Annotated in this window: 22 protein-coding genes; 7 read left to right on the forward strand and 15 right to left on the reverse strand. The window is 73.3% G+C overall.

From position 1 onward, the window contains the following. Positions 1-11 precede the first annotated feature (11 nt). On the reverse strand, positions 12-2,633 hold the full coding sequence (locus ACQVFL_RS11325) for a CHAT domain-containing protein (protein WP_431729316.1): 2,622 nt from the start codon (positions 2,631-2,633) through the stop codon (positions 12-14). Between the two features lie 165 nt (positions 2,634-2,798). Here ACQVFL_RS11325 and ACQVFL_RS11330 point away from each other — a divergent pair, with 165 nt between their 5' ends. Genes ACQVFL_RS11330 through ACQVFL_RS11340 form a run of 3 tightly spaced genes read left to right on the forward strand, consistent with a single transcriptional unit; the run spans position 2,799 to position 5,219 of the window. Continuing rightward, complete coding sequence (locus ACQVFL_RS11330) at positions 2,799-4,115, forward strand: S8 family peptidase (RefSeq protein ID WP_396695163.1); 1,317 nt, start codon at positions 2,799-2,801, stop codon at positions 4,113-4,115. Between the two features lie 32 nt (positions 4,116-4,147). Next, entirely contained in the window at positions 4,148-4,780 is a 633-nt protein-coding gene (locus tag ACQVFL_RS11335) for an RNA polymerase sigma factor (protein ID WP_431729317.1), read from the forward strand. Further along, entirely contained in the window at positions 4,755-5,219 is a 465-nt protein-coding gene (locus tag ACQVFL_RS11340) for a hypothetical protein (protein WP_396695160.1), read from the forward strand. The genes ACQVFL_RS11335 and ACQVFL_RS11340 overlap by 26 nt, the downstream gene beginning before the upstream one ends. 54 nt (positions 5,220-5,273) lie before the next feature. Here ACQVFL_RS11340 and ACQVFL_RS11345 read toward each other — a convergent pair whose 3' ends face one another. Both ACQVFL_RS11345 and ACQVFL_RS11350 read right to left on the reverse strand, forming a co-directional pair. Continuing rightward, the gene (locus tag ACQVFL_RS11345) at positions 5,274-6,302 is read right to left on the reverse strand and encodes a hypothetical protein (RefSeq protein WP_396695159.1); all 1,029 of its coding nucleotides are present in this window, start codon (positions 6,300-6,302) and stop codon (positions 5,274-5,276) included. A gap of 151 nt (positions 6,303-6,453) precedes the next feature. After that, the gene (locus tag ACQVFL_RS11350; protein ID WP_396695157.1) at positions 6,454-7,461 is read right to left on the reverse strand and encodes a LacI family DNA-binding transcriptional regulator; all 1,008 of its coding nucleotides are present in this window, start codon (positions 7,459-7,461) and stop codon (positions 6,454-6,456) included. A gap of 137 nt (positions 7,462-7,598) precedes the next feature. Here ACQVFL_RS11350 and ACQVFL_RS11355 point away from each other — a divergent pair, with 137 nt between their 5' ends. Genes ACQVFL_RS11355 through ACQVFL_RS11370 form a run of 4 tightly spaced genes read left to right on the forward strand, consistent with a single transcriptional unit; the run spans position 7,599 to position 13,156 of the window. Further along, entirely contained in the window at positions 7,599-8,906 is a 1,308-nt protein-coding gene (locus ACQVFL_RS11355; protein ID WP_396695156.1) for an extracellular solute-binding protein, read from the forward strand. Next, positions 8,903-9,907: a carbohydrate ABC transporter permease gene (locus ACQVFL_RS11360; protein ID WP_396695154.1), complete on the forward strand. Its 1,005-nt coding sequence runs from the start codon at positions 8,903-8,905 to the stop codon at positions 9,905-9,907. The genes ACQVFL_RS11355 and ACQVFL_RS11360 overlap by 4 nt, the downstream gene beginning before the upstream one ends. Before the next feature lies 1 nt (position 9,908). Next, positions 9,909-10,766 (forward strand): carbohydrate ABC transporter permease, encoded by an 858-nt coding sequence (locus tag ACQVFL_RS11365; protein ID WP_396695152.1) that lies wholly within the window; start codon positions 9,909-9,911, stop codon positions 10,764-10,766. Positions 10,767-10,825: 59 nt separating this feature from the next. Next, entirely contained in the window at positions 10,826-13,156 is a 2,331-nt protein-coding gene (locus ACQVFL_RS11370; RefSeq protein ID WP_396695150.1) for a beta-glucosidase, read from the forward strand. A 61-nt stretch (positions 13,157-13,217) separates the two neighbouring features. Here the strand turns inward: ACQVFL_RS11370 and yidC are convergent, their stop codons facing one another. The 12 genes from yidC to ACQVFL_RS11430 all read right to left on the reverse strand — a co-directional run bounded on the left by yidC (position 13,218) and on the right by ACQVFL_RS11430 (position 23,807). Then, entirely contained in the window at positions 13,218-14,135 is a 918-nt protein-coding gene (yidC, locus tag ACQVFL_RS11375) for a membrane protein insertase YidC (protein WP_431729816.1), read from the reverse strand. Positions 14,136-14,305: 170 nt separating this feature from the next. Continuing rightward, the gene (locus ACQVFL_RS11380) at positions 14,306-14,629 is read right to left on the reverse strand and encodes a DUF6412 domain-containing protein (protein WP_396695148.1); all 324 of its coding nucleotides are present in this window, start codon (positions 14,627-14,629) and stop codon (positions 14,306-14,308) included. A gap of 29 nt (positions 14,630-14,658) precedes the next feature. After that, positions 14,659-15,429, reverse strand: coding sequence for a hypothetical protein (locus ACQVFL_RS11385; RefSeq protein WP_431729318.1), 771 nt, complete (start codon positions 15,427-15,429; stop codon positions 14,659-14,661). Between the two features lie 15 nt (positions 15,430-15,444). Then, positions 15,445-15,900, reverse strand: coding sequence for a hypothetical protein (locus tag ACQVFL_RS11390; RefSeq protein ID WP_431729319.1), 456 nt, complete (start codon positions 15,898-15,900; stop codon positions 15,445-15,447). Between the two features lie 133 nt (positions 15,901-16,033). Then, positions 16,034-16,951, reverse strand: coding sequence for a hypothetical protein (locus ACQVFL_RS11395; RefSeq protein ID WP_396695142.1), 918 nt, complete (start codon positions 16,949-16,951; stop codon positions 16,034-16,036). Then, positions 16,948-17,538 (reverse strand): phage tail protein, encoded by a 591-nt coding sequence (locus ACQVFL_RS11400; RefSeq protein WP_431729320.1) that lies wholly within the window; start codon positions 17,536-17,538, stop codon positions 16,948-16,950. The genes ACQVFL_RS11395 and ACQVFL_RS11400 overlap by 4 nt, the downstream gene beginning before the upstream one ends. Further along, positions 17,519-20,107 carry a putative baseplate assembly protein gene (locus ACQVFL_RS11405; protein WP_396695138.1) on the reverse strand — a complete coding sequence of 863 codons (2,589 nt, stop codon included), beginning with the start codon at positions 20,105-20,107 and terminating at the stop codon, positions 17,519-17,521. The genes ACQVFL_RS11400 and ACQVFL_RS11405 overlap by 20 nt, the downstream gene beginning before the upstream one ends. Beyond that, the gene (locus ACQVFL_RS11410) at positions 20,104-20,568 is read right to left on the reverse strand and encodes a GPW/gp25 family protein (protein WP_431729321.1); all 465 of its coding nucleotides are present in this window, start codon (positions 20,566-20,568) and stop codon (positions 20,104-20,106) included. Before ACQVFL_RS11410 ends, ACQVFL_RS11405 begins: the two co-directional genes overlap by 4 nt. Next, the gene (locus ACQVFL_RS11415) at positions 20,565-20,903 is read right to left on the reverse strand and encodes a hypothetical protein (RefSeq protein WP_396695134.1); all 339 of its coding nucleotides are present in this window, start codon (positions 20,901-20,903) and stop codon (positions 20,565-20,567) included. Before ACQVFL_RS11415 ends, ACQVFL_RS11410 begins: the two co-directional genes overlap by 4 nt. After that, positions 20,903-22,498: a phage baseplate assembly protein V gene (locus tag ACQVFL_RS11420; RefSeq protein WP_431729322.1), complete on the reverse strand. Its 1,596-nt coding sequence runs from the start codon at positions 22,496-22,498 to the stop codon at positions 20,903-20,905. The genes ACQVFL_RS11415 and ACQVFL_RS11420 overlap by 1 nt, the downstream gene beginning before the upstream one ends. Further along, positions 22,495-23,238, reverse strand: a complete 744-nt coding sequence (locus tag ACQVFL_RS11425) for a hypothetical protein (RefSeq protein ID WP_431729323.1) — start codon at positions 23,236-23,238, stop codon at positions 22,495-22,497. The genes ACQVFL_RS11420 and ACQVFL_RS11425 overlap by 4 nt, the downstream gene beginning before the upstream one ends. After that, positions 23,238-23,807, reverse strand: coding sequence for a hypothetical protein (locus tag ACQVFL_RS11430; protein WP_431729324.1), 570 nt, complete (start codon positions 23,805-23,807; stop codon positions 23,238-23,240). The genes ACQVFL_RS11425 and ACQVFL_RS11430 overlap by 1 nt, the downstream gene beginning before the upstream one ends. Between the last annotated feature and the right edge of the window lie 1,203 nt (positions 23,808-25,010).

Genomic DNA, 25,010 nt, shown 5'->3' on the forward strand with positions numbered 1-25,010 from the left:
ACGGCCCGGTCTCAGCCGGCGCCCAGGCAGACGAACGCCGCCGCAGTGGCCCGGGCGGTGCTGTCGCCGGAGGCGACGAACGCCTGCTGGGCCTCGGCGAGCGCCGAGGCGGGGTGGGCGCCCGCCCACATCCGTCGGTGCAGGTCCACCATGAGCGCCGTGGTGGGCTCGGCGGGCACCGGCAGGACGGTGGCGATCAGACACCGGGTACCCAGCGCCAGCAGCACCGCGGCGAAACCCATGATCTCGTCACCGGGACGGACGTCGGTCAGCCCCGATTCGCAGGCGGAGAGCACCACGCAGCCGGGCGGACGGGCGACCCGCTCCCATTCGTAGGCGAACAGCGGCCCGTCGGCCAGCTCCAGCGTGGAGAACTGCGGATTGTCGGCGCGGAAGGTGCCGTGGGCCGCGATGTGCACCATGCCGGCACCGTCCAGCGCGGCGGTCAGCGCACCGGCGGTGGCGTCCGGCCCGACGAGCGACCGGGCGCCGGGCAGCACCTCGGCGAGCCGTGCGACCTCGGCCTGCCCGGCGGCCAGCCGCGGACCACAGGCCAGCACGGGCGGCCCCGCCCCCGCCGTGCGACGGTCCGCCTGGAGCCAGACCGTCGCCGAGGGCGCGACCGTGACGGCGCGCCCGGCGCAGGTGGGCAACCCGGCCCAGCCCACCGAGTGCAGGGCACCGACCGGGACGATGACCAGGGGACGGTCACCGAGGCGTCGTCGCACCGGATCGAAGAGCTGACGGTCGAGTGCCGCCGCAGCGTGCTCGGCACCGGCCCGTGCGGCGGTCGGATCCCGGCCGACGATCAGCCGGCGCAGCCCGAACCGGTGCCACCGGGCCAGCCTCGCCGCCTCGGCGAGCGGCCCGAGGTCGTGCAGGCTGGCCCGGCCGTCGCGGACCAGCACCGCGCCGAGCCGGTCGCCGTGGGCCACGAGTTCGACGAGTACGCGGGAGCCGAGGCGGTCGGCCAGCCGACGTACGCCCGGTGGGGTGGTCACCCCGGACGCGCCGGGCGCCCGCCGGGCCAGGTCCCGGATGTGCTGTTCGAGTCGGGTCTGCCGGCCGCGCAGGGCGCGGACCGGACGCCCGGCCAGGACGGCGTCCTCCAGCAGCCCGCTGACGAGCCGGAGTTCGGCCAGCGTCGCGACCAGGTCGGGATCGTCCGGTGGCAGGGCCGGGCGCATCCGCAGCGCGTTGGCCCGCCACCGCTCGGTCCAGGCGAGGACCCGCGCCGGTGCACCGGCCCGGATCGCGATGTCCAGGCCCTCGGCCGCCAGTTCCTGTCCGTACGCGCCGCTGCTGGCCCGCAGTTCGGTGGCGCCGAGCGAGGTCCGGTGCCGGTCGAGCACACCCAGTCCACGGCGAAGCGCGCGGGCCGCACCCGTCTCGTCCCCGCCGAGTCGGCGGGACAGCGCCAGGGCATACCAGCCCTGGGCCCGCCGGGGTGCGGTGCCCCGGGCCCGCGCGCGGGCGGCGACGGCGAACAGCGTGCGGGCCCGGTCCGGGCGACCCATCGCGGCGGCCAGCAGGCCGGCGTCGATGCGGGTGCTCAGTGCAGGGTCGGACCACCCGGTGTCGTCGAGCTGGTCGGCGGTCCGCATCATCGCGGTGACCAGGGCCGTGGTCCGGGTTCCCCGGCGGACCTCGGCGCGTAGCTCGACGTGCCGGGCGAACGCCGCCCAGGTGCGGCGGCCCTGCCGCCGGAACCGGGTCCGGGCCGCGGCGGCGGCCTCGGTGGCGGTGGCCAGGTCACCGGCGAGCAGCGCGGCCCGGGCCCGGGCCAGCATCGCCTCAGCCAGGTCGGAGGCCATGCCCCGGCGGCGCAGCTCCCGGATCGCCACGTCGGCGATCTCCACCGCCTCGTCGACCAGGGGCACCGACAGCAGCAACTCGAAGCGGTCCAGCAGCAGCGCCGGTCGGGGCACGCCGAGGCGTCGGTACTCCTCGCCGACGGCGGCGAAACAGCGCAGCGCCGCCGCGATGTCACCGCGTCGACCGGCCGCGATCCCGCTGTTCCACCGGGCGTCGGCCGCCGCGAGGTCGAGGCCGAGCCGCTCGAAGGCGGTCGCCGCCCGGGAAAGGTCGTCGGTGCCGCCGGTGGTGCCCCGGTGGGCGTTGAGCAGGCCCCGGTTGTTGCGGGCCCGGGCCTCCAGCAGGAGGTCGCCCTCGCGTTGGGCGATGTCGATGGCGAGGCCGTAGTCCCGCACCGCCTCGTCGTACCGGCCGCGATAGTGCAGCACCACCCCCCGCTGCATCCGGGCCCGACCGGCGTCGGCTCCGGTCAGTTCGGGCAGGGCCGCGGTCACGGCCCGCAGCGCCGCCGCGGTGTGTCCCGAGCTGGCCAGGACGTACCCGAGGCTCATCCGGGCCAGTGCCCGGGTCCGGGCCGTGCCCGCGTGGCGCACCGCCCGACGCAGGTGCCGCCGGGCGCCGGCCATGTCGTTGAGTTCGCGTAGCGCCAGCCCGATGGCGCGGTCGGCGGTCGAGCGCTCGTCCCCGTCGGATCCGGCGGCGAGGACCCGCTCGGCGATCACGATCGCTTCGCTGGGGCGGCGCTGGACGGTGTCGAGGGCCGCCTGGGCGGTCGCGGCACTGTCGGTGCGGTCGGGCACCGGTGCAGGGTTCACCATCCGTTGAGTGTCGTCCATATTTCGTCCGAGTGGTCGACGTGTGACAGTGAGTAGGCGGATGGCATTGACATGTGCCGATCAGTTGGAAGAATTGACCGGAGACCGGGACCCGCCGCACCGGACCACCAGCGCCGAGCCGCCTCCCGAGTCGTCTGGGGAGGACCCTTGCTGCCCGACCGTCCCACCGCGCCACCCGTCACCGCCCGGCTGTCCCGACGACGCCTGCTGGCCGCGTCCGCGCTGACCACCATGGCGCTGCCCCTGGGTGCCACCGTGCGACCGGCACCGGCACTCGGCGACGACGCCGCCGACGACAAGGCGTACCAGCTCGCGTTCGCCGAGACGCTCGACGCCGACCGCAACGTGCGGCGGTACGCCGTACCGGGGCGGGAGATGCTGTACCGACCCCGGCAGTTGCTCACCGCCCCCGCCGACGCCCAGCGGGTCGCCGCGTGGCTCAGGGCCACCGGCAACCCGGTGACGTTCGGCGTCGGCTTCGCCGGTGTCAGCCGACTGCTGTTCGCCGGGGAGGCCGACATCCCCGCGCTCGTGACGAAGCTGCGCGACCCCCGACAGTGGCCCGGAGCGCCGGTGCCCGTGGTCCAACCGCACCACGTGCTGCTCGGTCTGGGCAACATCATGGGTAACCCGGGAGGGCCGCCCCGGGCGCTTGCCGCCCTGCCACCCCCGGATCCGTCCCGGCTCGCCGAGGGTGCGGGGGTGACGGTCGGGATCTGCGACACCGGCATCTGCCGGCAGGCGGGCAGCCGACACCCGCAGTGGCTGGGCGGCGCATACCTGCCGGAGGTCGACGACGAGGACCCGCTCTACGTGCACACCGACGTGCTCGCTCCGCAGGGCGGTCACGGCACGTTCGTCGCCGGGGTGGTGCGGCAGGCCGCGCCGGGCGTACGCCTCGATCCCGAGACGGCGCTCGCGCCGACCGGTGTCGGGGACGAGTCGATGCTGGTGGCCGCCCTGAGCCGGCTCTCGGGCGAGGTGTCGGTGGTGAACCTGTCCCTGGGCGGCTTCACCCTCGACGACCGGCCCTCGTTGCCGCTCGCCAACGTGCTGGCCGCGATGCCGACGACGGCGGTGGTGGCCGCGGCGGGCAACGCCGGTGTCGACCGTCCGGTCTGGCCGGCCGCCCTGGACCGCGTGCTGGCGGTCGGGGCCGTCGAGGTGAGCGCCGCGGGTGCGGTGGTGCCGGCGGAGTACAGCGGCCGGGGTGGTTGGGTCGACGCCTGCGCCCTCGGTCGACGCGACAGCACGTACGTCGAGGGGCGGCTGCCGCTGCCCGGACGACCGACCCGGCTGTTCCACCGGTACGCCACCTGGGCCGGCACGTCGTTCGCCACGGCGCATGTCGCCGGCCGACTCGCCGCCCTGATGACCGAGGCCGGACTGAGCGCCGACGGGGCACGGCTGGCCCTGCTCGCGGCGCCGCGATGGCACCCCGACTACGGCGTGCTCGTCGGATGACCGGGCACGGCGGAGCACCGAGCGGTGTCGTGGTGACCGATCGACACGTACGCGTCCTGGTCGCCGAGGCGGCCGACGGGGACGAGTCGGCCTGGGTCGAACTGGTGCGTCGGTACACCCCGCTGGTGTACTCGGTGATCCGGTCGCACGACCTGAGCGGCGCCGACGCGGCCGATGTCAACCAGACCGTGTGGTTGCGCCTGGTGGAGCACCTGGGCCAGGTCCGCGAGCCGCAGGCACTGGCGGCCTGGTTGGCCGTCACGACCAGACGGGAGTGCTACCGGATGTCCCGTCTCGTCCGGCGCACCCAGCCGGTCGACCCCTCCGACGGCGCGCTCGACGCCTACCACGGGACCTGGCCGTACGCCGCTCCGCCGGAGGAGGACCTGCTGCGGGCGGAACGGCGGCAGGCGCTGCGGGAGGGCTTCGCCCAGCTACCGCCCCGGTGCCAGGAACTGCTCGCGCTGTTGATGGCCGAGCCGCCGCCCAGCTACCGGCAGGTCTCCGAGCGGTTGGGCGTACCGGTCGGCAGCATCGGGCCGACCCAGGCCCGGTGCCTGCGGAGGCTGCGTGACTGTGCGGTGCTGGCCCCGTACCTGGGACTCGGGCCGCACGCCGGACGGCAGGGGGGTGACCGCGATGGAGCCGTGGCCGCCGGTCGATGACGACAGGCTCAGGGCGGAACTCGTCGCCGCGCTCTGGAACTCCGAGGGCGTGCCCGAGGAGCATCTGACGGCGGCGCGGGCGGCGTTCGCGGGGCGGACGACGGAGACCGGGGTGACCCTGGCTGAGCTGACCTTCGACTCGGCGCTCGAGGCGGAGCCCGCCGGGGCCACCCGCTCGTCCGGCTCGGCGCGGAGCCTGTGCTTCCGGAGCGCCGACGTCGTCCTGGAGATCGAGGTGAGCGACGCCGGCATCGTCGGCCAGTTCTCACCGGCCGGCCGGGGCCGGGTCAGCGCCCGGACGATGAGCGGAATCTACGACGAGGCGACGGTCGACGCGGTGGGTCTCTTCTCGCTCGGGGTACCGCCGACGGGCCCGGTGCAGCTTCGCGCGTACAGCGGCGAGCACGTGGTGGCCACCGACTGGGTCTGCCTGCGCTGACGCCACGGGGGTCGTGGGCCCCCTCCGACCCACGACCCCGCGCCTCGGTGCGAGCTAGCCCTGCCTGCCGGTGCTGATCAGGTACTGCACACCACCGAGATCGGTCGACCTGGCCCCGCTGGTGTCCGGACCGAACTGGGTCACGGTGAAGGAGATCTCCCGCTGGCTGTCGGCGGCGGCGGAGAAGAGCAGCGAGAACTCCGCGCGCTCACCGGGGTTCAGCGTGATGTTGCCCAGGCTGGCCTTGGTGGGTTCGACGATCTCCACCTGGGTCCGGCCGACCGCTCGGACACCCGTGCCGACCGCGCCCCCGGCCCGCCAGCGCTCGAAGAGGTCCGGGCCGAGGTCGACGACGACTCGCCCGCCGATCCCCTGGAGCGGTTCGGCCGCCGCGAAGACGACCTCGTTCCGGGACGGGACGGTCAGCGAGTTGCCGATGGCGAAGGGTCGTACGACCGACGGTCCGCCCGGGGTGAGCCGGACCGAGTCGACGTTGCGCCACGCGATGTTGTTGTTGTATCGGGTGTTCGTGCTGATGTCCGGGCCCTCGAAGGTCATCGGGTCGGTCGCGGACACCCAGCGGGCGAGCAGGCAGAAGTGTCCCGGCCCGGGGACTCCGGTCCACGGGATGGTGACCGTGGTGACGCCGGCGAAGGACACCACGTTGGCCGCGCCGATCTGGGTCCAGTGGGTCGGCCAGACCGCGCCGCCGCCGGGCGTGGTCCGGTAGACGCGGAGCACTCCGCTGCTGCTGCCCGAGCCGTACGGGCCGGGGTTTCGCAGCTTGATGAAGAGGTAGTTGGTGACGCCGACGATCGGGTTCTGGCTCACCGCGCACTCCACGGCGGTGGGGCAGACCTTGATGTCGGGGCTGGCCCAGAGCGGGTTCAGCGTGTGCGGTTCGACTCCGACGTCGGCGGTGGTGTCCTGGATGTAGACGTCGGAACGCGCCGCCGCGGCGGCGGCCGGGACCGCCTCGACCGGTACCGCCGCAGCGGCGGTGACCGCCAGCAGGCCGGTCAGCATCGCAGCGGTGAGCCCGACCACCGTGGCGCGGCGGACTCGTCTTCCTGCACTGCTCATGACAGGTTCTCCTATCGAAGGAGCGTGCGCCGGTGACGGTGTGTGTACGTACCGTGTCGGCGCGATGACGTAGTTCAGGAGCCGGCAACCGGGCTGGTGATACCTGTCGTCAGATGGTGCGAGGACGGACGAATTCCCTCTGCCGGTGGTGTCAGGCGGGGAACGGGCGGCAGGAGGCGCGGACCACGAGCTCGGTGGGGAGCCGGATGTGGATGTCGCGCTCCACCCCGGCGATCAGGTCGACGAGCAGCCGCAGCGCCTCGGCGCCCATCCGCTGGATCGGTTGCATGATCGTGGTCAGGGGCGGGTTGGTCAGCGCCGACTCCGGGACGTTGTCGAAGCCGATCACGGAGACGTCGTCCGGTACCGACAGGCCCATGCGCTGCGCCACGTCGATGGTCGAGATGGCGGAGAGGTCGTTGCCGGCGAAGACCGCGGTCGGCCGGTCGGGGAGGGCGAGCAGTTCGGCGGCGGTGCCGGCGGCGCTCTCGATCCGGAAGCCACCGACCCGGACGAGTCGTTCGTCCACGGTCACGCCCGCGTCGGCCATGGCCTGTCGGAAGCCCGCCTCGCGCAGGCGGGACGACTCCAGGTCGGCGCGACCGGAGATGTGCCCGATGCGGCGGTGGCCGAGCGAGAGCAGGTAGTTGGTGGCGAGCACGGCACCGGCGAAGTTGTCGGAGTCGACGGTGGGCAGGCCGGACGGCCCGGTGTGCGGGTCGACGGCCACCACGTGGAAGCCCTGCTTGGTCTCCACCACCGTGGGGGTGACGATCACGGCACCGTCGATCAGCGTCCCGGAGAGTCGGGCCAGCGAGCGACGTTCCCAGCCGACGGCGGCGCCGGCCACGTCACCGCTGGAGTACGCCAGCAACTGGTAGCCGGTGCCGGTGACCTCCGACGAGGCGCCCTTGAGCAACTCGGTGGAGAACGGCTCGAACTCGGCCACCAGGATGCCCAGCACGTTCGTGCGGTGACTGCGCAGGCTCTGCGCGCCGAGGCTGGCCTCGTATCCGAGTTGGTGGATGACCTGCTGAACCCGCTCCACGGTCGCCTGCGCCACGCCGTACCGGCCATTTACCACCTTGGATACGGTTGCGACCGAGACGCCGGCCGCACGGGCCACGTCCGACATGTTGACACGCTGCGGGAACGCCACGCCGACGATGATAGAGGGCTCAACGAGCGCCGCGTACGGCGAGTCGAAAACGTTATCGACACCGATTGACACCGGGTTACACGGCTGTAAAACTCCCCGGCAGGCCGAGCACCGCGACGAATGTCGAGGAGATACCGATGGCTTTGAAGCGCCGCGTAACCACCGCTATAGCGCTGTCCATCACCACCGCACTGCTTGCCGCCGGATGCGGCGGCGGGGGTGAGTCCGAAGCTCCGGAGAGTGAGCTGTTCAAGAACCCGGTGACCCTGACCTGGTGGCACAACGCCTCCCAGGACGGTCCCGGCAAGACCTACTGGGAGAAGGTCGCCGCCGACTTCACCGCACTCCACCCGACGGTCAAGATCGAGATCGAGGGGATCGAGACCAACCAGCTCCAACGCACCCGGCTGCCCGCCGCGCTGCTGAGCAACGACCCGCCGGACATCTTCCAGGCGTGGGGCGGCGGCGAGATCCGCGAGCAGGTCGAGGCCGACTACCTCAAGGACATCACCGAGCAGGTGAAGTCGGAGGTCGACAACATCGGTAGCGCCGCCGAGATCTGGCAGGTGGACGGCAAGCAGTACGGTCTGCCGTACCGGATGGGCATCGAGGGCATCTGGTACAACAAGGACATGTTCCAGCGGGCCGGCATCGCCGCCCCGCCGACCACGTTCGAAGAGCTGAACGACGCGGTCACCAAGCTCAAGGCGATCAACGTGATTCCGATCGCGCTGGGCGCCGGTGACAAGTGGCCCGCCGCGCACTGGTGGTACAACTTCGCCCTGCGCGCCTGCTCGGTGGACACGCTGAAGAAGGCCAGCACCGACACGGTCTTCGACGACCCGTGCTTCGTGAAGGCCGGCCAGGACCTCAAGACCTTCATCGACACCAAGCCGTTCCAGGACAACTTCATCGCCACCCCGGGTCAGAACGACCCGACCAGCGCCAACGGTCTGCTCGCCAACGGCAAGGCCGCCATGGAGCTGATGGGCGACTGGAACAAGGGCTCGCTGGAGACGGTGACCAACGACAAGGAGGCGCTCGACAAGTTCCTTGGCTGGTTCCCGGTGCCGGCGATCTCCGGCTCCGCCGGTGACCCGAAGGCGGCGCTCGGCGGTGGCGACGGTTTCGCCTGCGCCAAGAACGCCCCGGGCGAGTGCGTCGAGTTCCTCAAGTACATCGTCAGCCCCGAGGTGCAGAAGGGCTACGCGCAGACCGGCACCGGCCTGCCCGTCGCCAAGGGTGCCGAGGACGGCGTCGAGGACCCGGCTCTGCGCTCCATCCTGGAGGCGACCACCGGTGCGACCTACGTGCAGCTCTGGCTGGACACCGCGTTCGGCAGCACCGTCGGTAACGCGATGAACGACGCGATCGTCGCCATCTTCGCCGGCAACGGGACGCCCGAGCAGGTCGTCGACGCGATGAAGGCGGCCGCGCGCAAGTGACCGCCACCAACCCCACCACACTGGACCCTGCCGGCGGTGCCTCCGCGCCGCCGGCGGGGCTCCGGCCCGTCCGACGCCCCTCCAAGGACCGGGCCGCCGAGACCCGACGCAAGTGGTACGAGATCATCGGTCTCACCACCCCGGCGATCATCGTCTACGTGATGTTCGTCCTGGTGCCGATGGGCTTCGCCTTCTACTACAGCCTCTTCCGCTGGCGTGGGGTCGGACCGCCCACCGAGTACATCGGCTTCGACAACTACGTCATGGCGTTCCAGGACCCGATCTTCCTCGACGCCCTGCGCAACAACGCCATCATCGTCTTCGGCTCGCTGCTGCTACAGGGGCCGGTCGCCCTCGGCGTGGCCCTGCTGCTCAACCGGCACTTCCGGGGCCGCACGCTGTTCCGCCTGCTGGCGTTCGTGCCGTACGTGCTGGCCGAGGTCACCGTCGGCATCATGTGGAAGCTGATCCTGACCCCGGGCGGCAGCCTGGACGCGCTGTTCCAGTCGATCGGCCTGGGCGGCCTGGTGCAGGCATGGCTGGCCGACCTGGACATCGTGATCTGGACGTTGCTGTTCGTGCTCACCTGGAAGTACGTCGGCTTCGCCATCATCCTGCTGCTCGCCGGCCTGTCCAACGTGCCGCAGGAGCTGCACGAGGCCGCCGCCATCGACGGCGCGAGCTGGTGGCAGATCCAGCGGCACGTCACCCTGCCGCTGCTCGGCCCCACCATCCGGATCTGGATGTTCCTGTCGATGATCGGCTCGTTGCAGGTCTTCGACGTCATCTGGGTGACCTCGGTACCCGCCGTCCGCTCGCTCGGCGCCTCCGCCACCATGGCCACCTACATGGTGGACAACGGGTTCTTCGCCCGGCTCTGGGGGTACGGCAACGCGGTGGCGGTGATCCTCTTCGTCATCTCGTTCGTCGCGGCGCTGCTGTTCCAGCGGTTCCTGCTCCGCCGCGACATCCAGGGTGCCACGACCGGAAGGGCGAACTGACGTGACCGCCAACGCCACTCTGCCCCCGCCCCGGCGTCGCCCGGTGTCGTGGGGCAACCCCCTCACCTACGCGCTGGCCCTCGCGGTCGCGGCGGTGTCGATCGTCCCGGTGCTGTACGTCATCATCGGCGGCTTCCGCACCACCCCGCAGATCGTCGCGAACCCGGCCGGCCTGCCCGACCCGTGGGTCTTCGACAACTACGCCCGGGTGCTGACCAAGAGCGGCTTCTGGACGCAGGCGTTCAACAGCGCGGTGATCGCATTCGGCACCACGCTCGGCGTCGTCCTGCTCGGGGTCTGCGCCGCGTTCGTGCTGGCCCGGTACACCTTCCGCGGCCGGGAGGTGCTCTACACCTTCTTCACCCTCGGCCTGCTGTTCCCGGCCGGCGCGGCGATCCTGCCGCTCTACCTCATGCTTCGCGACCTGAATCTGATCAACTCCTACTACGCGGTGATCCTGCCGCAGATCGCCTTCTCGTTGCCGTTGACCATCGTGATCCTGCGTCCCTTCCTCTCCGCGATCCCGCGTGAGCTGGAGGACGCCGCCGCGATCGACGGCACCGGTCGGCTCGGATTCCTCTGGCGCATCATGCTCCCGCTGTCGCGTCCCGCCCTCGTCACCGTCGGGATCCTCGCGTTCGTGGCGAGCTGGAACGCCTTCCTCCTGCCGTTGCTCGTGCTCGGTGACGCCAGCCTGCACACCCTGCCGCTGGGCGTACAGAACTTCTCCAGCCAGTACACCTCGGACACGGCCGGAATCCTCGCCTTCACCTCGCTGGCAATGCTGCCGGCACTTCTTTTCTTCACGTTCGCCGAGAAGCAGATCGTCGGTGGCCTGCAGGGCGCGGTCAAGGGCTGAGCGGCGCGGCTCGACGAGGGCCACGCGGCACCAGCACAACACAAAGGGGAAAGCACAGCATGACTGAGGTCCACGGCGTGGTCGGCGCACCGGTCCCGGCACAACCGGGTCCGGGCCACGACCGCCACGACCGGTCCGACCGGCCGGACGGCGAGGCACGGGTCCGTGAGCTGCTCGGGCGGATGACCATCGAGGAGAAGGTCGCCCAGCTCGTCGGCTTCTGGGAGAAGGAGGAGGGCGAGGCGGTCGCGCCGTTGCAGGGCGAGTTCGCCGACGTCGGCAAGCTGGAGACCTTCTCGCGGCACGGACTCGGGCACCTCACCCGGGCGTACGGCACCCGGCCGGTCGACGCTGCGGCCCGCGCGTCCTGGTTGTGGAAGTTCCAGTCCGACCTGGTGACCGGCACCCGACTCGGCATCCCGGCGATCGTCCACGAGGAGTGCCTCACCGGGCTCTCCGCGTGGAAGGCGGCCACCTATCCCACTCCACTGGCCTGGGGCGCGGCCTGCGACCCGGACCTCGTCACCGAGATGGCCGAGGCGATCGGGTCGTCCATGCGGGCACTCGGCATCCACCAGGGACTCTCCCCGGTGCTCGACGTGATCCGCGATCCCCGGTGGGGACGGGTCGACGAGTGCATCGCCGAGGACCCGTACCTGGTCGGCACGCTCGGCACGTCGTACGTGCGGGGACTTCAGGCGCAGGGGGTGCTGGCCACGCTCAAGCACTTCGCCGGCTACTCCGCCTCCCGCGCGGGGCGCAACTTCGCTCCGGTGCACGCCGGCCCCCGGGAACTCGCCGACGTGCTGTTCCCGCCGTTCGAGATGGCGATCCTGGACGGCGACGCGCGGTCGGTCATGCACTCGTACGCGGAGATCGACGGCGTACCGGTGGCGGCCGACCCGACGATGCTGACCGGGATCCTGCGGGACCGGTGGGGCTTCGACGGGACGGTGGTCGCCGACTACTTCGGCGTGGCCTTCCTGAACCTGCTACACCACGTCGCGGCCGACCACGCCGACGCGGCGGTGCAGGCGCTGACCGCCGGTGTCGACATCGAACTGCCGACCGGGGACGCCTACCTGACGGTGGCCGAGTCGGTGCGCTCGGGCCGGCTCGACGAGGCGATCGTGGACCGGGCGGTGCTGCGGGTGCTGCGTCAGAAGGAGGCGATCGGGCTCCTCGACGCCACCTTCGACGACGAGCCGCAACCGGTCGACCTCGACTCCCCGGAGCACCGGTCGATCGCTCGCCGGCTCGCCGAGAAGTCCGTCGTCCTGGTCGCCAACCAGGGCGTACTCCCGCTGCCGGCCGGGCGGCGGGTGGCGGTGGTCGGGCCGAACGCGGACCGGGAGGGTGCGCTGTTCGGCTGCTACTCGTTCCTGAACCACGTGCTCGTGCAGCACCCGGACGTGGAGACCGGCATCGAGGTGCCCACCGTCCTCGCGGCGGCCCGCGCCGAGTTCGGCACCGACCAGGTGAGCTGGGCGCGCGGCTGCGACGTGGACTCGGCGGACCGGTCCGGCCTCGACGAGGCGGCGGCCGTCGCCGCGGCGGCGGACGTGGCGGTCCTGGTGGTCGGCGACCACGCGGGGCTGTTCGGGCGCGGCACGGTCGGCGAGGGCTGCGACCGGGAGGACCTGGAACTGCCCGGTGTGCAGCGCGAGCTGGTGGAGGCGGTGCTGGCCACCGGTACGCCGGTGGTGCTGGTGCTGCTCACCGGCCGGCCGTACGCGATCGGGTGGGCGGTGGACCGCTGCGCGGCCGTGGTGCAGGCGTTCTTCCCCGGCGAGGAGGGCGCGGGCGCCATCGTCGGGGTGCTCTCCGGGCGGGTCAACCCGTCCGGGCGGCTGCCGGTCAGCCTGCCCGGTTCGGCCGGGGCGCAGCCGTTCTCGTACCTGCACCCCACCCTGGGCGAGGGCAACGAGGTGACCAACCTGCCGGCGATCCCGGTGGCCCCGTTCGGCCACGGCCTGTCCTACACCACCTTCGAGTACGCCGACCTGACCGTTCCCGCCACGGTGCCGACCGACGGGGCGGTGCCGGTGACCGTCCGGCTCACCAACACCGGTGCGGTGGCCGGCGACGAGGTGGTCCAGCTCTACGGTCGTGACCTGGTCGCCTCGGTGACCCGGCCGGTGGCCCAGTTGCTCGGCTACCGCCGGGTGCACCTGGAGCCGGGCCAGTCGGTGACGGTCGAGTTGACGGTGCCCACCACCCGGCTGGCCTTCTCCGACCGGAGCCTCACCCGCGTGGTGGAGCCCGGCGACGTCGACCTGTGGGTGGGCAGCAGTGTGCGTCGGGACGCCGAGGCGCGTACCACGCTGGTCGGCGACACCGCCGTGGTGACCAACGCGTCGCCGCGCTGGACCACGACCGACGTGCGCTGACGTCTGTTGCCGGTGATCCCGGTACGCCGCCGGGCGAGGCGGCGTACCGGGATCTCGGCGTCTATCGGCCGCGCGACGCGCCCCTGCGGGCGGTGGTCGGCTTCGCGCCGACCTTGGGGGCGAGCGACCTGGCGGGGGCCGGGGTGCCCCCGTCACGCCGGGCGGCAGCCGTGGCCTTCGGCGTACCGCTGGTCGGCGGCGGGTACTTCCGCAGCACCCAGGTCTGCTGGGCGAGGGAGAACAGGTTCGTGGTCACCCAGTAGATGACCACGCCGATCGGGAAGATCAGGCCCGAGACGAGCAGCGAGAACGGGATGCCGTAGAGCATCAGCCGCTGCACCATCCGCTGCGGCGGGTCCTCGGCCCATCCGGTCCGCAGGATCATCTGCCGGCTGCTCAGGTAGGTCGTGGCGATCATCGTGACGATCAGGAGCGCGGCGACGATCCGGACGGTCGTGCCGTCCGCGCCGAGCAGCGACAGTTCCTGCGCGCCGGACCGGAGGCTGGCGGCGATCGGCGCGCCGAACAACGTCGCCGACGACGCGCTGTCGAACTGGGTGACGGTCCAGCCGTACAGCGTCTTCATGTGCTCCGGCATGGTCGGCTTGAGATGACGCAGCACGTGGAACAGGCCCAGGAAGACCGGAATCTGCACCAGCATCGGCAGGAAACCCATCAGCGGGTTGGCCTTCTCCGTGCGGTAGAGCTCCAGCAACTCCTTCTGCATGGTCTCCCGGTCGTCCTTGTGCCTCTCCTGGATCTCCCTGATGCGCGGTTGGAGCGCCTGCATGGCGCGCTGCGACTTGATCTGCCTGACGTAGACCGGGAACAGCACGCCCCGGACGGTCAGCACCAGGAAGACGATGCCCAGCACCCACGCCCAGTCGGTGCCGAGCGCGGCGGCGTCGCCGAAGAGCATCTGCCAGGCGCCGTGCCAGAACAGCAGGACGGCCGAGATGGCGCCGTAGACGACCGCCATGAGTGGGCTGAACAGGGCGCTCACCGGAGGACCCCGGTGACGTACGGGTGGCGGAGAACGGACGGATCGGGCATGTGGGTACTCCTCGGAACACGACGAGACTGATGACGGGCGGGACGTGTCAGCAGCGGTCGCCGAGGAGCGGCACAGGGATGGAGCGCAGCGAGGGCTCAGGCGACCACGAGGGTCGCGGTCGGTGCCCTGGGGCGGGCCCGGCCGGCGGCGTCCGGATCGCGGTGTCGGGGCACACCCGTGCGCCCGGCGCGTTCCCGCAGCAGTCGTCGGGTGATCCGCAGGTCGGGGGCGGTGACCACCCGATGGACCAGGTTCGCGGCGGCGAGCACGACGGTGAGGAGCACACCGGTCGCCGCGGCCGTGCCGGACAGCATGCTGGAGGCACCCACGTCGGCGAGTACGCCGACGAGGTACCAGATCATGCCGAGCCCGATCACCTCACCACCATATCCGCCCCGCGCACCCAGGGCCTGCCTCATCAGGACCGGCCGCCCTCACGAAACAGGCCCTAGCGGTCGGGATCGGGCTCGGCGCGCAGCGCGGCGGTGGCCCGGAGCGCCTTGACGATCGCCGGGATCGCGCCGATCAGCAGCACCAGTGCCCAGACGATCGCGATGATCGCGAAGAGCAGTGCGCCCAGGTCGTCGAGGATGCTCACCAGGATCACCGGCACCAGGTTGTGCAGGAACTCCAGCAGCACCGTGCAGAGCAGGCTGGTCAGGATCAGCAGGACCAGGCCCTTGTTCTGGAGGAACTTCGGCTGGGCCAGCACCAGCAGCCCGGCCCAGGCGAGCTTGAGCAGCAACGCCAGACCGAGCAGGACGGCCGCGTCCCCGACCGGGAAGAACCCCCACAGGGCCAGGTACGCCAGCGTGCCGAACGGCGGGGCCAGGAACAACGACACCATCACCATCAGCTCGACGAAGGCGACGATCAACGCCACGAACGCCACGATGATCAGGATGATCGAGAAGATCAGCGTGGCGACGCCCTGCACCCGGCCGTGGATCCGCTCGGGCAGCACCAGCCCCAGGCAGAACAGCCCGGTCGTCCAGAGCGCCGCCGCGTCGACGAGCACCAGATAGCCGGTGCCCCGGCCGGACGGCTCGCCGACCCCGCTCACGTCACCGACCTCGACCCCGAGGTCACCGGCGCTGTCGGCCAGCGCGGCACCGGCGTCACCGCCGCCCAGCAGCAGCCCGGCACCCCACTCGACGCCCACCGCCAGCACCAGCGCCAGCATCGCCAGCAGCAGGAACGGCTTGCGTAACGCGCCCATCCCGGCCTCCCCGCCTCAGTCCCGCGCGATCGTGATCGGGCAGCCGCCGGAGCAGCTCACCCGTACCGTGGTGGCCCGGTCCACGGCGATCCGGGCCACCGCGCCGGTACCGTCGTCGGCCGGTGTGACGTCGTCCTCGACGGTGAACTCGGCGTCCCCCGGTGCCGGCGCCTCGATGGTGAACGCCTCCGGGCCGCGCAGGATCAGCGTGCGCAGCCCACCCGGGTCGGCCACCCGCAGCTCGCAGTCGCCGTCCACGGCCAGCCGACCGGCAGCCTCGGCACAGTCCGCGTCGACGGTGGCCGGGTCCACCGCCTGCGCCCCACCGCCGGCCCGCCCCAGCAGGTCGACCAACCCACGGCGCGCCGACGGGTCCCCCCGATCACCGCCCCCCGCCCCCACCGCCACCATGAACAGGATCACCACCAGCACCCCGAGCGCCACCAACAGCACCTTCTGCCGCCCCGTCACCACCCCACCCCCACTCCATCGCACGCCGCCATCGCTGCTCTCTCCGCGTTCTCTCCGGTTCTCTCCGCGTCGATCAAGAGGTTTGCGTCGGGAACAGGGACTGAGCTGACGCGAATCTCTTGATCAACCAGGGTCAGGGGGTCGGTGGGAGCTCGGTGAAGCGGATCGCGTCGAGCCCGGCGAAGTAGCGGTCGGTGCTCTGCGTCTTGCCGATCGCCACCAGGGTGATCTGGTGCGGGCCCGCCGCCAGCGGCACCCGCGCCACGTCGACCCAGTCGGTGATCCGGACCGTGGGGGAGAAGCCGATGAAGGGATCACCGACCTGCCGACCGTCGATCAGGAACACCGTGTTGGCGTAGTCGGGAGCGGTGGTCCGCACGGTGGAGAACTGCCAGACGGCCTGGGCGGGCAGTTCCACCGTCACGGTCACCCGGTCGTTGATCGCCCGGCCCAGGAAGAACAACTGGTTGTCCTGCGACCACGTCACCTCGCAGCAGTTGGGCTGCACCGCCACCGTCGGCGCGGCGCCGCTCGGCGACTCGACCCGGGCACCGGGCACCAGCGTCTCCGCCTCGACGGTCACCACCCGGGCCTGCGGCGGCGGGTCGTCGTCGCGTGCCACCAGGAACACCACCACCGCCGAGACCACCAGCACCAACGCCGCCGCGGCGGCGATCCACGGCCAGGGCGTACGCTTCGGCGGCGCCACGGCCTTCACCTCGTAGGTGACCCGACCGCTGGAGCGGGAACTCTCCTCCGGAGCGGTGTTCGCCGAGTACGCGAACCCGGTCATGTCGTAGCGGCGCGGCGGCGTGCCCGCCGGCACGGCCAGCCGGACCAGGAACGACACCGAGCCCTGCCCGGGCACCACCCGCTGCGGTTCGGCCACGGTGAACCAGGAGCGTTGCGTGCCCTCGCCCGGTGCCACGTCGAACACCACCGTGTCCGGCGCGAGTCCCGGGTTGGAGACGGTGAAGGTCAGCTCCCCGGAGTTGCGGGCGTCCAGGGTGAACTGCTCGGCTGCGGCGACGACGGTCCATTCGGTGGTCATGACGGCTCCTCCGGAGCGGGATCGGGCACGGTGGGAACGGGGGAGGGGGACGGCACACTGGCCCGGCCGACCGCCGGTGCGTCCGCCACGACGGTGACCTCGGCGGTCACGGCGGCCGGCTTCTCCGCCGCCACGATCCGGCTGACCAGGGCGAGCTGGTCGGCAGCGGTCGCCGGCACCCGGACGACCAGGTGGAACGGCCGGTCGGCCGGCTCGTCGAGGACGAACCCGGTGACCCCGGTGGCCAGTTCCAGGGCGGTGCGCAGCCCCTCCGGAGTGCCCCGCCAGGTCGCCAACGCCGCCCCGTGCGCCACCAGGTCACGCAGCCGACTGGCCGGCAGCGGCAGCGGGGCGTCCCGCCGGGGCGCGGCGATCACGTGGTCCATCGCCACCCACCCGGCCAGGTACGCCACCATGCCGTCCGGCGCCCGGTACGGCGCGAACAGCCCGTCGACCTCGGCCAGCACCGCCTCGTCCGGCGCGTGCAGCGCCTCCATCACGTCCAGCAGCGCCCACAGCACGCTGCCCGGCACACAGGCGCGCTGATAGGCGGCGGGCAGCAGCCGCTCAATGGCCGGTCGACGCATCCTGCCGCACCACCTCGATGTCGTGCTCGCCGGAGCAGAGCAGCCAGGTGTCCGGGACGGTGACCACGTCGGCGGTGGCCTGGTTGGCGCTGGCCGACCAGTCGACCGCGTCACCACTGCGGTGCACACCGCGTTCGCCACCGGCGAGCACCAGCCGATCCGTGCCGGCGGTGGCGGCGATCGCGTCCACCGGCACGAACCGGGTGCGGTCGCGCAGCGGCAGCCCGCAGTTGACCGACACCGACGCCCACTGCGGCTGCGCCGCGACGGTGTCCAACCGCAACACCCCGCCGCTCTGCGTGGCGGCCAGCGCCAGGGTGCCGCTGAAGGCCAGGTCCCGGCAGGTGCCGCCGACCCAGCCGGCCTGCATCGCCTGCCACTTCACGTCGGACTCGAACAGTCGGGCGCGGAAGCAGCCCTGCCCGGGCTTCTTCGGGTCCGGCTCCCCGGCGCCGCTCCACAGCAGCGTCGCCGGGCCGTCGTACTGCACCGCGAGCAGCCGGTTGTCCACGTTGGCGAGGCCGACGTGGGCGAAGCTGCCGGGGCGGCCCGCGTTGCCGGACAGGTAGACCCCGAACCCGGCCTGCGCGGCCACCGCCACCCCGGGCGCGCCGCGCTCGGAGACGAACGCCCGGACCGCGTAGAAGCCCCGGTCGGCGTCGGCCGGATCGACCAGGATCTGCAACGGCACCGCGCCGGGCAGCAGCGACACCTCGTACAGGCCGGTGTCGGTGGCGACCAGCAGCGCGCCCGCGCCGTCCCGGTCGATCCAGGCCAGGTCGCTGATCCGCGAGTCCAGGTCGGCCAGCAGGGACCAGGTCTCGCCCAGGTCGGCGCTCAGGTGTACCCGGGAGCCGCCGCCGGAGCGCACGGTGGCCACCGCCACCGAACCGGGCCGGGGCACGATGCCGGGTCGCACCGGGGCGGGCGCGGGCGCCACCCGCTGTACGGTCTCCCCGTCGAACCGGCCCGCCGGCTCCCATCCGGCACCCGCGTTGGTGGAGCGGAACAGCACCGGGCCGCTGCCCGCGTACCAGGTGCGGGGTTGGTACTGGTCCGCGGCGAGCGTGCGTACCTGCTGGTCGGGGGCCTCGTCGACGACGAACCGCACGGACTCGACGTAGCGCACCCCCGGCTCGGCGTGCTCCAGCAGCCGGTACACGTTGGAGGCCCGCAGCGGTTCACCGAACGCCCAGCCGGCCGGGTTCAACGGGGTGGGCAGCGGGCTCAGCGTCTGGTGCAGCCGGTCGTGGATGCGCCGTCGCACCGCCTCCGCGTCCTCCTCCCGGCGGACCACCACCCGGGCCCGGATCGACACCGCCTTGTACCGCGCCCAACTCGCCCGGCAGGTGGTGCCGAGCGAGCGGCGACGTTCCAGGTCCGCCTCCACCCGCAGCCGCGCCTCCTCCACCTCGTGCCCGCGCAGCACCGCCACCGGCAGCCGCCCGCCGGGCCGGGCGTCGTCCGGCACGTACGGCACCAGCACCACCTCGACCTCGCCGGGACGGGCGAAGCTGTAGACGGCGGCCCGGGTGAAGGCGCGCGCCCGGCTCACCCCGCCGGAGCCGGTGGCCAGCACCTCGAAGTCGCGGGCGGTCACCGCGCGCTGCTGGGCGAAGAAGGCGTACGGGCCGCGCAGCAGCACCGACTCCATCGCCTCCATCTCCCGGCCCCCGGCCGCCGGTAGCGGGTTGACCGCCTTCACCCCGGGCAGCGGGTCCCGCAGGCTGGTCAGCGTCCCGGCCGCCACGTTGCCGGCGGTGCCACCACCGGCCCGGTACCAGAGCCGCACCTGCCGACCGGCCGGTGGCACCGCCGCGACCGGGGCGTCGTCACCGGCGGGGTCCGGCCCGCGCAGGTCCAGCGCCGGGGCGAAGGTCACCGTGCCCGAGCAGCGGTCCACCAGGTACGCCTTGTCCTGCGGCCCGAGGCCGGCGAAGCTGTCCACCGCCCGCCAGATCTCGAAGGTGCGTCCCTCGTGCTCGCGGGCTGCCGCGCCCAACTCCACCGAGCCGGTCGGCACCTCGACGCCGAGCAGCAGGTCCAGCGTCTCGGCGGTGCGGGCCAGCGGGGCCCGCCCGGCCCGCAGCACCTGGCCCGGCGCGCCGGTGCCGACGCCGAGCAGTTCCGCCTCGACCGGCTCGCAGTGGTGCATCCGTACGGTCACCTCCCGCTGGCCGGCGGCGAGCAGCGCCGGCTCGCAGGTGACGAAGACGACCGGTCGCGGGTCGGCCCCGCGCGCCGCCGCGACGCGGGTACCGGCCGGGATGCGCAGTGCCTCGTCGTCGGCGCCGGTCCGGGTGAAGCGAACGTCGACCCAGGCCGCCGACGGGGCGTGCCGAACCACCCCGAGCAGATTGAGGAAGGAGACGTACGCCTTCTCCGGCAACTGGTTCAGCCGGTAGATCATCACCTCGGTGAGGTGCGCGAACGCCTCCAGCAGGGCGATGCCCGGGTCGTGCGCGGACAGGTCGGTCCAGCCGGGGCAGGACTGCCGGATCCGCTCCCGGGCCTCGGTCACCAGATCGAGGAAGGTCCGGTCGTCCAGGTGCGGCACGGGCAGGGTCATCGCCCCTCCTCAGCGTCGGCGGCAGGGTCGGAGGTCGGCCCCGGTGGGTCGTCGTCGGCGGGCAGCAGGTCCACGGAGAAGACCAACTGCCCGGGGGTGAGGCTGGCCCGGATCCGGTAGTCCAGCCGGATCACCAGCCGCCACGGGTCGTCCGGGTCCGGCCCGGCGTCCACGTCGAGCACGTCGATGCGCGGCTCCCAGCGGGTGACCGCCGCGCGCACGTAGTGGATGGCCAGCCCGGCGGTCGTGTCGTCGTTCGGGGCGAAGACCAGCCGGTGCAGTCGGGAGCCGTACCCGGGACGCATCAGCCGCTCGCCCGGCGTGGTGGACAGCAGCAGGAACAGCGCCTGGCGTACCGTCTCGTCGCCGTCGGTCATGGCCAGCCCGCCGGCCGCGGTCAGCCCGAGCCCACCACTGCGACCGGCGTCGAAACCCGCGCCGAGGAAGCGGATCGCCCTCACCGGTCGGCCCCCAGGAACGGTTGCCGGGGATCGCGCACCCGGTACCGGAACTGGCCCGGCGGGCTGCCGTCGGTGAAGCCCTCCAGGTGCGACAGCACCACCCGGTGACCGTCCACCCGGACGAAGTCGCTGTAGCCGACCCGGACCGGCTCGGTCTTTGTGCACGGCTTGACCGTCGTGCCGTAGTTCGGGCAGGCCACGATCGTGCGGTCGGTCGGGTCGTCGGCCACCAGCACCGGTACGCCGACCACCCGCACCCACCGCTGCGACTCCTCGTTGCGGACCAGGCCGTCGTGGTTACACCTGATCACCGAGTCCCGATGGATCCAGCGCATCAGCCACCTCCTCGGTGATGGGCGCGGGCCAGGCTGCGGGCCCGCTCGGCGGCGGTGCCCGGGTCCTCGGGCCCCTCGGCGTGCAGGAAGTCGACGCTGCGGGCGCGCACCACCATCGCCCGGCCCGGGGCGGAGAGCACCAGGTCGGCGGCGGCGTGCAGGGTCACCAGGTCCGGGGTCAGCTCCAGCCAGCTACCGCCGTCGGTGCTCAACCGGAGGCTGCGGGCCACGTCGTCGACCACCACCTGCTGGCCGCCCGAGGTCCGCAGCGACCAGCGCCGGGCCCGTCCGTCGTCCACCCCGGTGTCGTACGGCGTGGCGGCACCGAACAGCGCACCGAGCACCACCCCGGACGCGGGTTCACCACCGGGCAACGCCACCAGCACGTTGTCCTGCGGATCGGGCAGCGCCACCAGTCCCTTGCCCCGGCCCGCGCCCGGGCAGAGCACCGCCAGCCACCCGGCGTCCGCCCCGCCGTACGCGGGCAGTTCCACCCGTACCCGGCCCAGCCCGTCCGGATCGGCCACGTCGGTGACGGTGCCCAGGGTGACCACCGCCGGGGCGGGCGGCCCGACCGGCGGCGCCGGCGGCGGCACGGTGGAGAACCGGCTCAGGTATCCGTCGGCGTCGACGGTGTGCACCACCTCGGTCAGCACGTACGTGCCGGCCATCGGCTCGACGACCCCGGTCAGCCGGATCCGCCGGCCGGGCCGCAACGCGGGATCCCCCTCGGCGGTGCCCTCGGCGGTGACCAGCGCCGCCGTGCGGACGTCCAGCCGGGCCTGGGCCAGCGCGGTGATCTCGTCGTCGCTGCGTCCCGGCTGGTCCAGCGCGGTCCGGGTGCCGTCCGCGCCCACGTCGGCCGGATCCGGGTCCACCGGCGTGTCCCGCCCGCACCGGGGCGCCCCGGCCTGCGAGGTGAACGGTTCGGCCCGCTGCGGGTGCCAGCCCAGCGCGGCGCTCTCGCCCACGGCGGTGTCCGCGTTCACCGACAGCCGCAGGCCGTGCACGTCGCGGCCGAGCACGAGCGGGATCGGCGCGCCGAAGCCGTCGAGCGTCAGCAGGCGCAGCACGTCGTCGTCGACGCTCAGGTGCAGCCCGGCCCGACCGGTCACCTCCAGCAGCAGGTCCAGGTCGCTCGGGCGGTGGTGCGGCAACCGGTCCAGCCGTGGCCCGTCGACCTCGGCGTCGACCCGCAGGTCCAGGTCGGCGCAGAGGTCGGCGGCCAGCTCGGCGGCGGTCACCGACTCGAACACCCGCAGCCGCTGTCGCTTGCGCAACCGGTGCAGCGCGTCGTAGGCCCGGATCCGCAGGGTCGCCGCGCCGTCGGCGGCGTACTCGACCTCGACGGCGGTGACCTCGCCGCCGAACAGCGCCGCCGACTGCCCGTCGAGGCGTACCTCCAGGCGTGCGCCGATCCGCGCCGTGGCCGGCGGTGCGGCGCTGCCCGGCCCGGTGACCAGCGCCACCTCGCACTGGGTGGGCCGGTTGAGTCGAGCCGCCACCCGGGCCGAGAGCACCCGCCCGACGCCGCGACCGGCCAACGGGTCGCCGTCGAGCAGCACGGTCAGCGCCCGGGGCGCGCCGCCGCTCATGCCCCGTCACCCGGGGCGGCGACGGTCCCCGGCAGCGGCGGCACGGCAAGCACGGTGCCGGGCGGCACGGCGAGCGGGTCGGTGATCCGGTTGTGTTCGGCCAGTAGCCGCCAGCGCAGTGGCGAGCCGAGCGCGTCGTGGGCGAGCAGGTCGAAACGGACGCCGGTGGAGTCGGCGGTGGTGCTGCCGTCACCGGCGGCGACCAGGGCCGTGCCCGGCGCGACGGCCGGCGTCTGCGCCTCGGCCAACTCCTCGGCGAAGCCCTCGTCGGCCCGGGTGGCGTCCTCGGCGACCCGCACCAGCTTGAGTCGCAGCCAGGAGCGGCGCGGCGATCCCGTCGCGGTGAACGCGTCGAACCGCTCCGCCACCGCCACGATCACCCCCGGCACGTTCCAGGTCTTGCCCCAGACCAGCCGTACCAGCGGCGGCCGGACCCAGCCGTGCTCGACCGCCGAGTTCTCCGCCAGCATCCACAGCGGACGGGTCAGCGCGCGCACGTCGGCGGGCCGGACCTGCCCCTCCGCGAAGTCGGTGTCGAAGAGCAGGTCGAGCACGAGTTCGGTCCGCCCGCCACCGGTGAACACCAGCGGGTCGTCGGCGAGCCCGGCACCGGTGAGCTGACTGCCCGCGTTGCCCCGGTGCCGTACCCCGGCCAGTCGACTGACCTGCACGGTCTCCGGGTTGAGCAGGCAGTCCACGCGTTCACCGGTGGCGTCGACGAGGAAGGCGACCCGTTCCATCAGCCGCCCGCCTGTTCCCGGTCCAGTCGACGCAGGTGGTTCGCGGCGGCGTCCTCCGGACCGGGGACCACCCACAGCGCCCGGTCGTCCGGCAACGCCGGCCACGGGTCGGAGGTGTCCCGCCCGTCACCCGCCCGGCCGTCCCCGTCACCCGCCCGGCCCGCGCCCAGGTCCGGCCACGGTCCGCGTGACGGCACCCGCTGACCGGCACCGGCCGGCAGTCCCGCACCGGGCCAGAGCCCGTCCCCGAACGCGCCGTCCGCGCGCCGCCGCCCGACCTCGCCGCCCCTCCCGGACAGACCGGCCCCACCCGCCGCCCGGTACGCCTCGTCCCCACCCGTTGCCGCCCCCAACCGTCCCGGGTGCCGGGCCCCGTCGGGCCCGAGCGCACTCGACCGCGCCGGATGCCGCAGCCCGTTGACGTCCGGGCCGCTGCCGAGCCCGCCGACCGTGCCGGCCGTCCAGGGGTACGTCCGCGCCGGATACGCCTCCCGCCCCGCTCCCGGCGACGACGGGTCGTCCGGGGCGGAGTCGACCAGCCGCAGCACCGCCCTGTTCCGGCCCGGCACCGATCCCGGCTCTTGCCGCCGATCCGTCGCCGGCCGTGCGCGATCCGTCGCCGACCCGAAGCCGGGCGACGAGGCGGCGGCGTCCGCAGGAGCGTCCGCGCGCTGGCGGTCGCCTCCCTCGACCAGCCGACGGCCCGGGGCGCCCGCCACCCCGGTGCCGGTGGGCGCTGTGTCCGCCCGACCGTGGGCCGAATCCGCGTGGTGCCCACGTCCGCCCGCCCACGGGATCGTCGCGTCGCCCACCGCCGGGCCCGGGCCCGCCCCACTCGGCACCGCCCCTGCCGCCGACGCCCCCGTCCCCGGTGCCCCCGTCCCGTTCGGCGTCGACCGTGTCCCCGGTGCCCCTGCCCCGCTGACCAGCGGCCCTGCCCCCGGTGTGGGCGCCCCGCTGACCGTCGACGCTGCTCCGGGTGGGTACGACCCGGCTACGGTCGAGCCTGTTCCGGGTGTGTCCGCCCCACTCACCGCAGACGGCGTGCCCGCGTTGTCCGCTGTGGAGCCCGTCCGGGGTGCGCCGGCCCCGCTCACCGCGCGCCGGCCTCCCGGTGCGCCGTGATCGCGTGCCGCCGGAACCTTCCGGCGCGGGTCCGCCGCACCGGACGGTACCCCTGCGCCGCGCCTTTGCTCTGCTTCACTCCACGCAACGGCTGACCCGCGGAATCCGGGGGGTTGCGTCGGTTGAAGCAGAGCAAAGGGGGCGGGGGAGGACCGGTCGGTCCCCGGCGACGCGGCGTGGGGCGACGAGCTTCCGTCGCCCCAGCCGTCGCCGGGCGGCCGTCGCCCGGCCCACGGATCGGTCCCGTCCACCGCTCCCTCGGCCACCCGGTGCGGGTCGTCGGCGTACTCCTCGCGCTCGGCCGGCAGAGCGCCCGCCGGCAACTCGGCCGCGAGGTCGCGGAGCAGCCCCGGGGCGTGGGCCGCGATCAGCCGCAGCCAGTGCTCCGGGGGACGCTCCGGATGCCGGTACGCGACCGCCTTCCACCCGTCCGACGACGCGGCGGCGTCAGGACCGTGGTCCGCGTCGCCGACCGCGTCGCCATGCGGGCCGCCGACCGCGCTGTCACGCGCGCTGCCACGCGGGCCATCGACCGTGTCGTCCTCGACGCCGCCCCGCCAACCGCCGCCCAGCGCGCCGTCGGGGGCGGTGTCCACCAGGCCGGCGAAACGGTCCACGGCGCGCGCGGCGGAGCGGAGCCGACCGGC

It is taken from the genome of Verrucosispora sp. TAA-831, from assembly GCF_050780145.1.
Lineage (GTDB): Bacteria > Actinomycetota > Actinomycetes > Mycobacteriales > Micromonosporaceae > Micromonospora.